At 39.5% G+C, this 14,015-nt stretch carries 12 protein-coding genes; all 12 read right to left on the reverse strand.

Features of this window, described 5'->3' with window-relative positions; translation table 11 throughout:
- Positions 1-20 precede the first annotated feature (20 nt).
- The 12 genes from AC6CHV_RS07225 to AC6CHV_RS07280 all read right to left on the reverse strand — a co-directional run bounded on the left by AC6CHV_RS07225 (position 21) and on the right by AC6CHV_RS07280 (position 13,976).
- Positions 21-1,079 carry an SGNH/GDSL hydrolase family protein gene (locus AC6CHV_RS07225; protein ID WP_498078483.1) on the reverse strand — a complete coding sequence of 353 codons (1,059 nt, stop codon included), beginning with the start codon at positions 1,077-1,079 and terminating at the stop codon, positions 21-23.
- 89 nt (positions 1,080-1,168) lie between these two features.
- On the reverse strand, positions 1,169-3,037 hold the full coding sequence (locus AC6CHV_RS07230; RefSeq protein WP_498078484.1) for a family 20 glycosylhydrolase: 1,869 nt from the start codon (positions 3,035-3,037) through the stop codon (positions 1,169-1,171).
- A gap of 1 nt (position 3,038) precedes the next feature.
- Positions 3,039-3,773, reverse strand: coding sequence for an alpha/beta hydrolase (locus AC6CHV_RS07235; RefSeq protein WP_440274023.1), 735 nt, complete (start codon positions 3,771-3,773; stop codon positions 3,039-3,041).
- 18 nt (positions 3,774-3,791) lie between these two features.
- Positions 3,792-4,670 (reverse strand): ROK family protein, encoded by an 879-nt coding sequence (locus AC6CHV_RS07240; RefSeq protein ID WP_440274024.1) that lies wholly within the window; start codon positions 4,668-4,670, stop codon positions 3,792-3,794.
- Positions 4,671-4,754: 84 nt separating this feature from the next.
- Positions 4,755-5,447, reverse strand: a complete 693-nt coding sequence (locus AC6CHV_RS07245; protein WP_440274025.1) for an N-acetylmannosamine-6-phosphate 2-epimerase — start codon at positions 5,445-5,447, stop codon at positions 4,755-4,757.
- Between the two features lie 14 nt (positions 5,448-5,461).
- Positions 5,462-6,643, reverse strand: coding sequence for an alpha amylase family protein (locus AC6CHV_RS07250; RefSeq protein ID WP_440274026.1), 1,182 nt, complete (start codon positions 6,641-6,643; stop codon positions 5,462-5,464).
- A 15-nt stretch (positions 6,644-6,658) separates the two neighbouring features.
- Entirely contained in the window at positions 6,659-8,233 is a 1,575-nt protein-coding gene (locus AC6CHV_RS07255; protein WP_498078524.1) for an FAD-dependent oxidoreductase, read from the reverse strand.
- Between the two features lie 57 nt (positions 8,234-8,290).
- Entirely contained in the window at positions 8,291-9,856 is a 1,566-nt protein-coding gene (locus AC6CHV_RS07260; RefSeq protein WP_440274027.1) for a DUF4127 family protein, read from the reverse strand.
- Positions 9,857-9,898: 42 nt separating this feature from the next.
- On the reverse strand, positions 9,899-10,732 hold the full coding sequence (locus tag AC6CHV_RS07265; RefSeq protein WP_341333031.1) for a carbohydrate ABC transporter permease: 834 nt from the start codon (positions 10,730-10,732) through the stop codon (positions 9,899-9,901).
- 13 nt (positions 10,733-10,745) lie between these two features.
- Positions 10,746-11,645, reverse strand: coding sequence for an ABC transporter permease subunit (locus AC6CHV_RS07270; protein WP_498078485.1), 900 nt, complete (start codon positions 11,643-11,645; stop codon positions 10,746-10,748).
- Positions 11,646-11,888: 243 nt separating this feature from the next.
- Positions 11,889-13,175, reverse strand: coding sequence for an extracellular solute-binding protein (locus AC6CHV_RS07275; RefSeq protein ID WP_121445708.1), 1,287 nt, complete (start codon positions 13,173-13,175; stop codon positions 11,889-11,891).
- A 204-nt stretch (positions 13,176-13,379) separates the two neighbouring features.
- Positions 13,380-13,976 carry a DUF624 domain-containing protein gene (locus AC6CHV_RS07280; protein ID WP_498078486.1) on the reverse strand — a complete coding sequence of 199 codons (597 nt, stop codon included), beginning with the start codon at positions 13,974-13,976 and terminating at the stop codon, positions 13,380-13,382.
- Positions 13,977-14,015: the final 39 nt, after the last annotated feature.

Raw genomic sequence — 14,015 nt, forward strand, 5'->3', positions numbered from 1 at the left:
TGAGCATCGACTAGGACCCACTAATCACCTTTTTGGGTCTTTAAAAACGCAAACGCACTCTCCATACGATTCGCCATTTCCATGAATCCTAAGTCATTCGGATGGATCCGATCGACTGTGCATTCATGCCAATATTCGCCTAACAATGTTGATCCATCTATAAATGAAATTTTCGTATCTCCCTGTTGCTTTAACTTTTCCATGGTTGATTTGGAGTACTGTCTACGGTTTTGATAATCTTCATATTCTCCTATTTCTTTATCATGTACAAATGGAATTCTTGACACGATGAGAATAGGAACATCCGAATGATACTCCCGATAGGTCTCGATAAAAGGAAGTAGTGTCTCTTTGTATTCCTTGTACGACACATTTGCCTCATAGTCAAGGACAAGGCAGGCTGGACGTTCGATTTCTCTGATGGTTAAGGCCACCCCTTGTTCCCCTCTCCCGCTTCCGGAGAATCCTAGATTAATAAATTCAAAATTAAATCTTCGGTTAAGGATATTTGTGTACGACATACCTGGCCTACTTGCACATGCCCCCTGTGTAATGGATGTACCATAGAAAATCACTCGTTTATCTGAAGAATACGGAGTAGGTGGTTCAATAATTGCGCTTGGATTAATTCCGATTAAAACCTCTTCTACCCCCTGATACAAAGGAAAATACAACGTTACTTCTCTGGAATGCTCGATCGAGTGTTGATTACTGTTGGTAAAATCCCAAACTGTTTTCTCATAAGATCGATCAAGAAGTGATGGAATGGCCGTTTTATAGTACTGTTGTTGCCCAGGCTCTCCCACGTAGACATCAAAGCCACACTGACCAGAAGCCGTCATATGCCCCATGTAAGCTGCATCCGTTAGCTTTACTTTTATTTCAAGCTTGGTAGCATTCGTGCGAAAACTAATTTGTCCACCAGACGTATGATCCGCTAACTCATCCACACGTGGCGGAATTTGAAAATCTGAATTGACAGGTAGTCGCCGATATCGTTCTTCTACGTTAAACCATGCAAAGCCACTTATACGAAAAGGCTCCTCCTTCGGATTGTACCACTGCATCTCCTCTTGCACACTTCATCCCCCCATCTGGGTCAAGGGGACAGGTCCCTCGTCCCACCATTTTTTTACAGGGACAAGGGACATGTCCCTCTGTCCCACCATTATGTCGCGCTTGCTGTGGCGATTCGGTTGTATGTTTCGCCTCTACCTAGAGTTACGTTTTCGGGGAATTGTTCTGGACCGTCGTATCGTAGTCGCACTTCTTCTAATTCGGCTAGTGTTGTAATATGACCGTTCAGCCATTGATTTAATCGATATTGTGCTGTTTCCAACCGTGATAGTAAGCCGCCGTAACGCAAGTCTAGAACTTCCCATCCGAACGGTTTATTGACGGTAAACCATACATCTCTGTGTGACTTTCGTAAAGCATCAATCTCAACTCTAAGTACCTCTACCTTTTCAAGACACATCTTAACCCCTGCTTTATCCCCTTTATCATAGGCAAGCTTTAGCTGATTTCCCAGTTCCGCCTTTTCGCTTAATACTCTTGCTAGCTGCTCATAAAAGCAAAACAATTTTTCAGCGCCTAGATTACGTTCCTTAGCCGCCTTAAGCTTTTCCACTAAACCTTTGTAATGATTAGCAAGCGGCAATCCTTTAATGTTTTCATCAAACAGTCCCATTAGGACATCTTGCCAAAGCAAAAATTTAGACGGGTTTGAGGAATATAAATTATCTTTCATGACTCCAGGGACCTCGTCCAATTGATTTAACAAAAAGAAATCATTTAACTGATAACCTGTGCAGTAATAAAAACGCTCTTCCAAATGCTCACTGCTTACTTCTTGATGATAGGTGTGCTCAGCAAACAATTGCAGTCCTGGAAGCGCAGTTTGAATTGGAGTTTCAGCTCCATTGTCACCCCACATTGTCGCAAAGACTTCTTTAATTCCCGTTTTTCTACAGGCATTTAAAGCAGCTTCCGAATTTCGAAAGGCCCTCGCATAGTTCGGAGAGATTCCATTCCAAGTCCATATTCCTCCTGCAAAAAGTGGATTGGGCACAATTTGTTTATGAGTATTTAACATTCCCTCATAAAATTCCTCATCGGCATGATAATAATCCCAATACACCATTTGGACGTTAGGAATAGATTGTTTAACCTGTTCCAATATTGTTTCATCAAAGTCATAATAATTCCCGTTTTTAGAAGCTAAACGAAAATACATGTCACTCCAAATCATTGGTTCCAAGCCGAATTCCTCGGTAATTGATACAACTTCCTGAAGGTGCTTGTTCATAATTTCAAAACGGTCATCATACCCATTTTTCTCCATATATTTACCGCGACCTAACTGCAAGGCTTCATCCATGCCGATATGAATCCTTTTTGTCCGATACGGTCTAACAGCAGCCTCAATCAAATGTTTCAAAAATTCATAGGTTTTCGGCTCACCGACGAGCAGTATATCATCTGTATCCTTAATTTCATTCGCATAGCCCCACTTCAGCGCTTCCTTTAAATGTGCCAATGTTTGGATACACGGTATCATTTCGATCCCTAATTGAAACGCATAGTCATCACAATCCCGAATTTCCTGTTCGGAATACTTTCCACGCATGTATCCGAAATACGGGACATCTGGAACCTCATACGTATCCTCTGTATAAACCATCGCCATGTTTAAGCCCATTACGGCCATTTTACGCAACAACATTTTTATGCCGTCTACCGTTAAAACAGCATTCCTGGAAACATCAATCATCGCCCCACTTGTTTCAAATTGAGGCTCTTCTGTTAGATGGAACTCATTGCTTTTTTCCATATGCTGTAGCCATAACCCTAACCCTCTGAAAAAGTGAATCTTCTTATCAAAGATGATCTGTTTGTTCGTCACGACCAACGGACCTTGGCGATTTACCACTTCAATCGGGTATCCATCCTCCGCCATTTCTAATCCCAAATCATCACTAAGAATTCGAACTCCATCTAGTACCTCGGCTAAATCACCTGTAAAACGTATCTTCATGTCAAACCTCCTTCACAGGGGCAGTGGACCAGTCCCAACAGAAAAAGTCAAGCGCACGGGGTAGATCCCGCTCCCACACTTTCCACAGATGCTCATCTTCTGTTTCGATGTATTGCACGTTTATATTTTTCGTTGTAAAGCTTCTATATAACTCTCGGTTTCTAGTTAAGATAAGTAATTTTTGATCTGAAATTGAGGATACAAATTCATCTTCATAAGTCCCAACGGTTTGAAGCACATTCCATCCTGCAAAGTCCACTTCTTCCACCCGCTCAATATCCCCATCAGAAATAGCCGGAGACTGAAGCAATAAATGCGTCCAACTTTCCGGCTTCTCTAATGCGATATTTATACTTATATTCCCTGCCAACGAGTCCCCCAAGAGGCCTCTTCTAGAAACGCTAACCCCTAGGTTTCTTTCAAACTCAGGAATGAACTCATCGTTCATAAAACGCAGGTATTGATGAAAGAAGGCGCCTGTTCGACTAAATGATTCCCATCTTTCAATCGAATCCCCAGGGTGAATCAGCACGAGCACAAGGTGGTTGGCCAACTCGGGATTCGCAGATACTAAATCCTGAATCGCGTCCTCCAATCCACCTAGTTCTATATAATCACGGCCATCCTGGACGTATAATAGATAAGCATCCTCAATATTTTCACTTAACGTTAGGACCATGTAATCTAGTGTTTTGTTTAAATGAGAACTATAAAATGTTCGATTGGATTTATTCATTGTATTTAGCCCCTTTAGCTAAATTTTGTGCAGCGATATCGCGCCGTAAAGCCCGGATTTATTGCCATTTTTGGATCTCAAAATAATCACATCTGAATAACTGTCCATAATGTGTTTTTGAACCTTTTCCGATACAAGCTTGACAGCTAAGTCCTGTTCCATGATGCCTCCACCCAAAATGACACAAGGAGGGTTAAAGATATGTATTAAACTGGCAAGACCAAGCGCCACTTCATTCGTCCATTTATCAAAAACTTCATATAACTGTTCATCACCTTGCTGAATCATTTCAAATAGCTGTCTACCGTTCGTACAGTCAGGATTTGTCTTTTTCGCTTCCCTGATAAGGGCTGTTGTAGAGCCATATTGTTCATAACACCCCAACTTACCACAACCGCACTGGATTCCATTTGGATATAGATTCATATGGCCAAATTCTCCAGCACTACCCGTAAAACCGCGATACAACTTTGAATCGATTACAATCGCTCCACCAATACCTGTTCCAAAAGTTAAAAATAGAAAATCACGATATTCCTTGCCAACCCCGTAATATTTTTCACCAAGAGCTGCTGAATTCACATCGTTTTCTACCTTTACAGGTACGTTAAACCTCGATTCTAGTAAATCCTTTATCCGGGTACCAGTATAGTTTGGTAGATTGTCATTTGCGTAGATAATATACCCTTCTTCACTATTTACCTGACCAGCTGTACTAATGCTGATTGCGTCTATATCTGGGTAAGTAGCGATGATATCTCCCAATTTTTGAATAATATGTGGACCACCTTTTTTACTCTCCGTTTCAACCTCATCAAAAATCTGAACCGTGCCGCTCTCATCAGTCACACAGATTTTGATCGATGTCCCACCAATATCCGCAGCAAATATTTTCATCTCTCTCTCACCTCACTGGGTCACAGGGACAGGTGCCTCGTCCCACCATATTTTTACAGGGACAAGGGACCTGTCCCCTTGTCCCTAATCCTGTAAAGCATTTAGAAATCGTTTTGTTATTTCTTGTGGACGTGTGATTGCGGATCCAACTACTGCTGAATGGACTCCTGTTGCCATGACTTCCTTTAGTTCCTCGGGCGATGAAATTCCACCCTCAGCAATGATTGGTACACTCAAATGTTCCACAAATTCTTTTATCAACTTAATATTGGGCAGTTTTACATCCTTCGTGTATTCGGTATAGCCTGACAATGTGGTCCCAACCGCATCAAATCCTATTTTTTCTGCTTGAATGCCCTCTTCTAAAGTTGAGCAGTCCGCCATAAAGAGTTGATCAGGATATGTTCGTCTGATTTCTGGAAAAATCTCAGTAATTGTATGGCCATCTGGTCGTACTCGGCTTGTCGCATCTAGCGCAATCATATCGACACCTTCATTTACAAGAAGCTCTATTTCTTTCAATGTTGGGGTGATAAAAACCTCCGAGTTATCGTAATCCTGTTTAATGATTCCAATGATTGGCAGGTTGGTTACCTTCTTTATCTCATGGATATCTTCAACACTGTTAGCCCTAATACCACTTGCACCTGCCTGAGTTGCAGCTACAGCCATTTTACTCATAATATAGGGGCTATGAAGAGGCTCATCCGGTAATGCTTGGCAAGATACAACTAACCTTCTATATATTTTGTCAAAAAACCCTTGTTTGTTTTCCATGTCATCCACTCCAATTACTTACTAATGGATTTTTCTAGCTCATCCCACCATTGATAATCCTCTAAATACACTGTGTCAAACAGCATAACTCCATTTGATTTTTCCTTACAAAGCTGCACAGCCTTTTTAAATTGTTCAACATTGTCGGCATAATCTTTTAAATATAAGCTCGCAATCACTGGAATTTGTCCATTAATTGCTTCCTGACTCATCTCTATCGCGCCCTCAACACTATACCAAGTTGCAGGTCTTTCGTTTGCTAACGCTTCCTCAATTGTTACCTCCGGGTAATAGCAGCCTGTCATGATAAAATCGAATTCCTCTGCATATCCAGACGTGTTGTGCGTATCTGAAGTCCAATCCAACGTAGGGTGATATGTCTCACTCCCCCAGTTAACGCCTTCGTTATAATATAATGGATACCACGATCCCACATAGATTGTGAAAATCAAATCTGAATTCCTTGTTTTAACCACATTTTTTGCTTTTTGAACAAAGTTTTTAATATTCTTCGCACGGAACTCCGCCCATTTCGGAAAAAGACGACCAAAAACAGGTTTCTTATCCTCAACAGTCATAATATCCTGCGGCCAGTTGATAACTTCTTGACCGATATAAGCTTCAAACTTTGAACGACTCAAGCTACTAAAATCTCCATATATATTCGGATAGCGGCATCTGTCCAAAACAACGCCATCTATTTCATACTTGCTTACAATCTCTTGAACGATATTTAGTTCATAGGCCTCTACTTCTGGATGAATCGGATTCACAAAAACCGTAGGATCATTGTGGTTTTCCGCAGCTGTTGGCATATTTGAAAGGGCTTGGTCATAGTGAACTACCTGCCACTCAGGCTTGGCATAGACCATTCCTTCTTTATCGATTCCATTTCCTTCTGCAAATACATCGACATTTGCGATTACTTTCATCCCAGATCCTTTTGCATAATGAATCATTTCTTGAAGAAAGTCTCGGCCTTTCCATTCGTGATATTGCTCATCCTTCAATTCACTTACATGATAGGCAAACTCACTTGGGTACGTTGTAAATCCATATGGAATTTTTGCATCCACTACAAGATGTGTAATCTCGCATCTAACGGCATGTTTGATTAACTCTTTCATTTTTTCCGGGTCTAATAATCGAGAACCATTTGCTAAAAAGTCAACCCATAATATATTTGGTTGTTCCATTTGGTCTTCTCCCCCTTATAAGTCAATATCATCTGGCCAGTGTAGCTGAACGCCATGATTTACTAATAGATTTTGATAGTCATCTAAGTACTCCTGCTGTTCTCTCACCTGATGCGGAGTCACATTGTTTAAGAGTGAATACGCCACTAAGTAACCTGCTGATTCTCCAATATTCCATTCTGTTGGATGAAGCCTGTAGCAACCATTCGTAATTTGGGTAGTCCCTATGTTTTTACAAGCAGGAATCAGATTCTTTACACGCACTGGCAATAGAGCGCCAAGCGGTATTTCATATGGGAAATTCGGGATATAAAAGCTTCGGTTTGATACCGTTGTGTGATGTAAATCTAGATGATAGCTACCAACACCAACGCTATCGTAATACTCACAAATCCCTTGGTCTCCTCTTATTTCTTTACTAACGTCATGTTCTGTAATGGTGTAAACAGCTTTTATTCTTCTTGATTCACGAATGTAAGGATATTTCGCTAGGCCATCCTCTGTATCCAATACATCTTTGCGAAGTCTTAATCCAGGGAATCCTTTCCCTCCATCAAGTCTAGGTGCTTCTGTTTGCAGCCAATATAAAAGAGACAAGCTTTGTTGTTTTGCATTAAATAGGTTTTTTTCAATTTCCTCTTCAGGTACTTCATAAATTGGACCTAAAAAATAATCATTTTGCGCCCAATTGATAAGGGAAATGTCACCTTCATATAAATTCCCTTCCAAATTCTCTGTATCTAGTATTCTTCGATATGTAAATAAGGAAGGAATATCTTCATCATTTGGAAAAAGTGTAAACTGCTTAAGCTTCGATGTATCATCCGCATCTGTTGCATACCAGCTAAAGAGAGGCAAATGAGAGAAACTCGGCATATATTCACGCCAAAAGTCATACTGTTCTGGCTTATCGATTACAAAATTTCCACCCTCTACATAGTCCACTGCGAACACATAGGTAAAGGATTGCATATCGATTGGATTCGCCTCTTCTAAAGCATGCGGTTCACCAGTTTCTTTCATTGATTCTGCTCCAGTTACATATTCGACACCGGCAATTGGTAAAACATCTCCACATTCGGTAGCATCTAAGAAATATTGACCAATCAACTCGATCTTTTTAGGCTCGCTAATGTGAGTAACGGTGACAGATTTTACAACATCCTCTTCAGTTTTTGCTTCTAAAGGCTTATAGTTGTAAAGGACTGTTATTTTCCCACTGTTAATGTATGGGGCAAGCATATCCTCAATCACCTTTAATGAAACCTTTGGTTCATGAGCTAACCGGCTTACCCAACCATTTCCAGGGTTCAAAATGTCATTCTCCAATGCTTCCTTCGTAAGCGGATAGTTATCGCGATAATATTGGCGCACACGATCTCTAAATTCACTAAAAGTGGCTGTACAACCATATCTTTCAATCCATTTATGTTCATCCGGAGGTACCGCCTGACTCGTAAGCTGTCCGCCTAGCCAATCTGTTTCTTCCGTCATAATGACCTTTAACCCCATTTTGGCAACAGCCAAGGAAGCCATACACCCTCCTAAACCTCCACCAATCACAACAACATCTGAAATTCTGCGATCCATCACTAGCAGCAACTCCTTTTTGGGACACAGGGACAGGTCCCTTGTCCCACCATTTTTTTACAGGGACGAGGAACCTGTCCCTCTGACCCGGATATGTTCAACTTTTAAGCCAACTTCAAACATTCGGCTCCATGGCATGTAGCAATCTGTAATTCGTAGTTCATTTTCTTCGTCGATAAGATTCTCTTTTATAAACGCAGTTAATTGTTCCTGCACAATTTCAGAAACCTTTCCACGTTTTCCGTCAACAAGGAAATAGTCATATCCTAACTCTGGCAGGATGTTATTTGTAACATTTTTTCTGACTGTGCTACAATATCCCGCATCTTCGACATAGCGTAGTGCTAGAAAATCCTTATGAGTTTGTGTATTTCCATAAACATGATAGAACATCCCTTGTGCAATGCATGTTCCCAGTGTATTCGAGCTCGTATTCCAGCCTGCATACCCCGCTAATTTAAAAAGAAGATTCTTCCTTTTTAATAGCTTGAGAAGGCCTAAATCTGAACCATTAGCAAATGCAACATCAGCCACCACGCACGGTATGTTTCTTTCCTTTACTGTAAATTCGAGCTGCTCCACAAAATCAATTAAGTTACGATTCACCTGATATTTTGTACTTAGACTATCTTGATAGGCAGCCTCCATCATAGGCTCTACGGGTGAATTTAAAAATAGAGCAAGATCAGCTTCAGCAAGACTTGAAGTCATCAGTCCACCCGCTGCTAAAATTTGATATTTGAGAGTCTCCATTAATGGGCGATCCTCATACAAAGGTGTGACAGAGGGGCCTTGCATACTTGAGAAGACTGGATAGACCAATGGTCTTTTCCCTTTAAAGTTGTTGAGCATTCTCGCTAGCATCGTACAACCTACTTCATCTGCACCTGGATACATGTATACATCTAACTCGAGATGATGAGTAGCAATCGCTCCCCTTACCTCCTGCTGGTCAATCGCCGTCCAACCGTAAGGTGCAGAATCATCTTGTGGAATGATCATAAAATCAATCGTTCCATTATTCACATATTCAAGGGCAAGCTTGTTTACTTCAACATTGACTTTTCTGCGAGAAAGATAGTCATCTACAACCTCTTTTGGAAGCTGTTGCTTAAGTTCTTCGTACTGTTTTTCATCTTCTTCAGATGCAAGATTGGCAGAAAGTAAGTGATGCAATCTGCCATATTGGAAGATTTCACTTCCCCAATCCTCGTAATAGTCCGGTTCTTCATCACTGCTTGAATATTTCGGACATCTCATGATTAAGTTGAATGCGTATATTTTTACTTCTGGATTAACTTCCTTAATTTGTGAAAGCCTCGCTAACACATCTCTGCACTCATCCAATGTTAAATGGTGCAATCTAGACGGAATGATTCCGCCATATAACAATGTATCGATTGATAGAATGAGACCGTCTGCATCCACCGCTTCCTCGAACAGCCATTCCCAAATCTTTTCCGTATTTCCAGGTGTTTTTTTATCTCCCATCAGACTCAAATCTGGTCGTACGAGATTCACTTCACCGTGGGACGAGGGACCTGTCCCCCTGTCCCACAGAAGGCTTGGGAAGTCATAGTTACATGGGCGTTCGTCTAGTGGGATGTAAGCAATTTTATACATTTGATATCTCCCTTTTTCTTAGCACTTTTTATTTCAGGTGGTTTATCCTTTAACCGCTCCTGCAAGTCCTTCCATATAATATTTCTGAGTGAATAAAAACACGAATATGATGGGTATTACTGAGATTACTGTACCTGCAGCAATCCACCCAAAGTTATAGGAGAACTGACCATTTAAAAAGCTTAATGCTGAAGCTAATGGGTATTTTTCTGTATCTAGGACAATGATCGGCCAAAGGAAACTATTCCAGTTCGCCATAAATTCAAACAAGCCCACAACTGCGACTGCTGGTTTGATCATTGGCATCATTAATTGAACCCAAATCCGGAATTCGGAAGCGCCGTCCATTTTTCCTGAATCCCTGATATCGCCTGGAATCCCCATGAATGCTTGTCTAAAGAGGAAGACGTTAAATACAGAGACCAGTGTTGGAAGGACTACCCCGGTAAATGTATTAATTAACCCCAAATTATTAATCGTTAAATAGTTAACAACAAGTCCTGCAGCTGCAGGAATAATCATTGTCGATACGAGTAACATGAAAATGACATTTCTTCCTTTAAAATTGAAAATAGCTAACGGATATGCTGTTAAAGCACTAAATATAATACTTAATGTGACACCTAAGAAGGTGATGATCACGGTGTTCCAAATATATTTAAGAAAATCCATATACTCCCAAACTTCTATATAGTTTTTGAAGTCAATAAAAGTTGGCAGTATCGCAGGTGGAAACGCGAAAATATTCTTACCAGGCATGAGTGACACACTGATTAGCCAAAGAAATGGCCCCATCATGAAGATGGCAAATAAGATTAACAACACATAAACGATTGTTTTACTGACAATTTTTTTAAATAGATTCGTATTTTTCATAGGTTCATCCATATTAATATGGATTTACACCACCCCTCTTGTTAAACAGGAAGACGAAAATACTGAAGAACATGATAATGAAACTTACGACTAATCCTAGTGCAGATGAATAGCCAAACTCAAATTGTTCGAATCCCTGCTGGTAGATATAGACACTACTTGTTAAAGTTGCATTACCAGGTCCACCAGACGTTAATACGAATACCTCATCAAACACTCGAATCGCTGCCATTAAGGAGACTAACGTACATAAGAATACATATGGCTTTAATAACGGAATCGTGATTTTACTAATGATTTGCCAGTTACTAGCACCATCGATTCTTGCTGCCTCAATACAATCGGTTGGGACTGCTTGTAGGCCAGCAAGATAAATCATCATATAGTAACCCAAGCCCTTCCATAATGTGATAAACATGAGGGCCCATAGAGCGGTATCTTTATCCGATAACCAATTCACTTTTTCATCTAATATTCCAATTGACATTAAGAGATAGTTGAGAACCCCATTTGAACTCATCAACCAACCCCAAATAATGGCAACAGCAACCATTGATGTAACAACTGGAATATAATAAGCCGTTCTAAAAAACTTAATACCTACCATTTTTCGATTTACTAGAATTGCCATCAAGATGGAGATAATTTGGATAAAAGGCACAATAATCATATAGAGTAGAGAGTTTTTAAGCGAAGCAATAAAATCAACGTCAGAAAATGCACGTTTAAAGTTGTCCAGTCCTACGAACGATGTTTCTCCTATAACCGAATAGTTCGTAAATGCCAAAGGAAGACTGAAAATGATCGGCCAAAAGGTGAATAGAGCAAGCAATATCAACCCTGGCGCCATAAAAAGCCATGCAGTTTGTACCTCGTTGAATCTGCTATAACTGTGGGCTCTTTTCTTTCCCATAGGTTATTCCCTCCTAATCTTCTAAAACCTTTTCGTATTGCGCAGATTAGTAAGTCCACATGATGTGGGTCACAAAGACGTTTCCACAGGAAGTGGGGGTATGAAGCCTTAGTCTTTGGATCTTACTTTATAAAAAGTTCCATGATAAAATCTGCGGCAACGCAAAAGGCTTACCTCTTATTCAGCTTTTGCTGGATAAAAGTAAATGGGCAGATGTTCATCTGCCCATTCAATTTTCATATATTAACGAGCTAAAATATCATTAACTTCTTTTTCAGCTGCTTCAAGCTCTGCATCAAGGTCTTCATCATTGATGTAGATATTTTGTAGATGTTTATTGATTGCACTATCTACATCGCCTGCGTTTTCAACACCAAGGTAGAAATCTGTTGCTTTGTCTAAACTTTCAACAGATGCTGTTAAAGCTTGTCCTTCTAAAGTTCCATCATTTTTATAGAAGTGCTCATCCTTCGCAGCTTCTTTAGTAGATGGAAGTGTGTTTGCTACTTTCGAGAATGCTAATTGATTCGCATCATTTGTTACATAATGTGCAAATGCTGTTGCAGCATCTACATTCTTAGATTCTTTAGGAACAACTAGGTTCATTGTGTTTGTAAAACGAATGCCCGCTTTTCCTACTGGTGCTGGAACCGCGATTGTATTTTCATATACATCTGGTGAAGCTGTTTTTAATTGGTTAATAAATGAAGAACTTGAGATGATCATCCCTACTTGTTCACTACCAAACAGCTCAACCTGCTTACTAAAGTTCGGAATATCCTTTGGAATAACCCCTGCTTCGATTAAATCGATATTGCCTTGGATATATTCTTTTACTTCGTCGTTATTGAAGATTGCTTTATCGCCTTCTACAATTTTGAAACCTTCTTCAAGGATAGAGCGAGTTTCCATTGTGAATACGTATCCAAAAGAATCTGTTTTGTCAGCAATTTGTTTACCCCATGCTGCTAGATCTTCTTTTGTTTGTGGCGGATTATTTAAATCGATACCTGCTTTTTCTGCTAATGATTTATTGATATAAAGAACCGGAATACCTGTATACCATGGAAGGGCATATGCACCATCACCTTGTACAGTAGAATCATAGATTCCTTCAAAATATATACCCTTTTGCTCATCTGTTAATGCCTGATTGAAGTCTACTAACGCACCTTTTGACGCCATTTGATGAGCCATAACTGTATTTAAGTTAACTACATCTGGAGCTTGCTTACTTGCAATACTTGTTAATAATTTGTTTTGTACTGCATCATAAGGGAAGTCCTTCCAATCGATTTTTACGTTTGGATTTTCTTCTTCATATTTCGCAATAAGATCATTGAAGTAATCATTAAATGTTGGTTGAAGCGAAATGGTCCAAAATTCAACTGTTGTCTCTTCGTCCCCGCCTTTTGCTTTATCTGAGCCTGAATCTTTTGTTCCTGAATCTTCAGAACTACATGCAGCTAAGACACCTAAAACAAGTAAAAACACCATTGCTACGGATAGTACTTTTTTGAATCTACTCATTTTTTCCCCACCTCATTTGGAATTTTTTGAATTTTGATCTCTAATAGCAACTCTCTTTGTGTACCCCCTACTAGACTTCAAAACCCTTTTTGATTAAACGCTTTCAATAGAGAATTTTCTATCTATTAGAAATGTATCACCTTTTGGAGATTAAATCCACCTTTTTTATAAAAAAATAAAAAAATCTCCATTTTTTATTTTAATCTAACTATTCTCCGTCTCATAATCTCTTGCCATCATGACAAAATAGTAGGTAAAGGCAAGAAGACTGAAAGAGATTAAAAAAGGAACGTATCCTAAATAGATTGATAAAATCACAATCATTGTATTGATTATGATGATGAGTAAAGGCTTTAATGGTTTTCTAAAAAATAGAACAAAACTCCGAAATACTAAAGGTTTTAAACGATGCTCACCCAATATAAATAGTTTTGTAAGATAGCTAAATATCCCGAAAAATAAAAGAATCATAATGATATTAAAAGGAAGAAGAAAATTCTGTAACTCATTTGGTAAATAAAAGGAGGCGAAAATGTCTCCTATGATGACGACCGAAATAAAAAGAAGAGTCATCCAGACTTTCATCCCTTTTATTAAATACTGAATAAATAGCTTAAAAAACATTTTCCATGCAGGTAGCGGTTCGTCTTCTGATGTATATTTAATCGCCCCCACCAATGCAACAAAGGCAGGGTATGCAGTTACGAGAGGAAGTGAACATATAATAAATAGAAAGTTTAATAGAACCAGATCTACTATATATTCGAGAACCTCAAATAGCTTATTATTTGAAGTAACCATGATTTTCACCTTTCTCTATTCGATTAGATTCTTGTTCAA

This window comes from Ferdinandcohnia sp. GQ5 (genome assembly GCF_059759275.1).

Coding starts and splice junctions, on each gene's coding strand:
- AC6CHV_RS07255 (WP_498078524.1), bottom strand. CDS start 8,233: ATGGATCGCAGAATTTCAGATGTTGTTGTGATTGGTGGAGGTTTAGGA.
- AC6CHV_RS07245 (WP_440274025.1), bottom strand. CDS start 5,447: ATGGAAAACAAACAAGGGTTTTTTGACAAAATATATAGAAGGTTAGTT.
- AC6CHV_RS07250 (WP_440274026.1), bottom strand. CDS start 6,643: ATGGAACAACCAAATATATTATGGGTTGACTTTTTAGCAAATGGTTCT.
- AC6CHV_RS07260 (WP_440274027.1), bottom strand. CDS start 9,856: ATGTATAAAATTGCTTACATCCCACTAGACGAACGCCCATGTAACTAT.
- AC6CHV_RS07270 (WP_498078485.1), bottom strand. CDS start 11,645: ATGGGAAAGAAAAGAGCCCACAGTTATAGCAGATTCAACGAGGTACAA.
- AC6CHV_RS07240 (WP_440274024.1), bottom strand. CDS start 4,670: ATGAAAATATTTGCTGCGGATATTGGTGGGACATCGATCAAAATCTGT.
- AC6CHV_RS07275 (WP_121445708.1), bottom strand. CDS start 13,175: ATGAGTAGATTCAAAAAAGTACTATCCGTAGCAATGGTGTTTTTACTT.
- AC6CHV_RS07235 (WP_440274023.1), bottom strand. CDS start 3,773: ATGAATAAATCCAATCGAACATTTTATAGTTCTCATTTAAACAAAACA.
- AC6CHV_RS07280 (WP_498078486.1), bottom strand. CDS start 13,976: ATGGTTACTTCAAATAATAAGCTATTTGAGGTTCTCGAATATATAGTA.
- AC6CHV_RS07265 (WP_341333031.1), bottom strand. CDS start 10,732: ATGAAAAATACGAATCTATTTAAAAAAATTGTCAGTAAAACAATCGTT.
- AC6CHV_RS07230 (WP_498078484.1), bottom strand. CDS start 3,037: ATGAAGATACGTTTTACAGGTGATTTAGCCGAGGTACTAGATGGAGTT.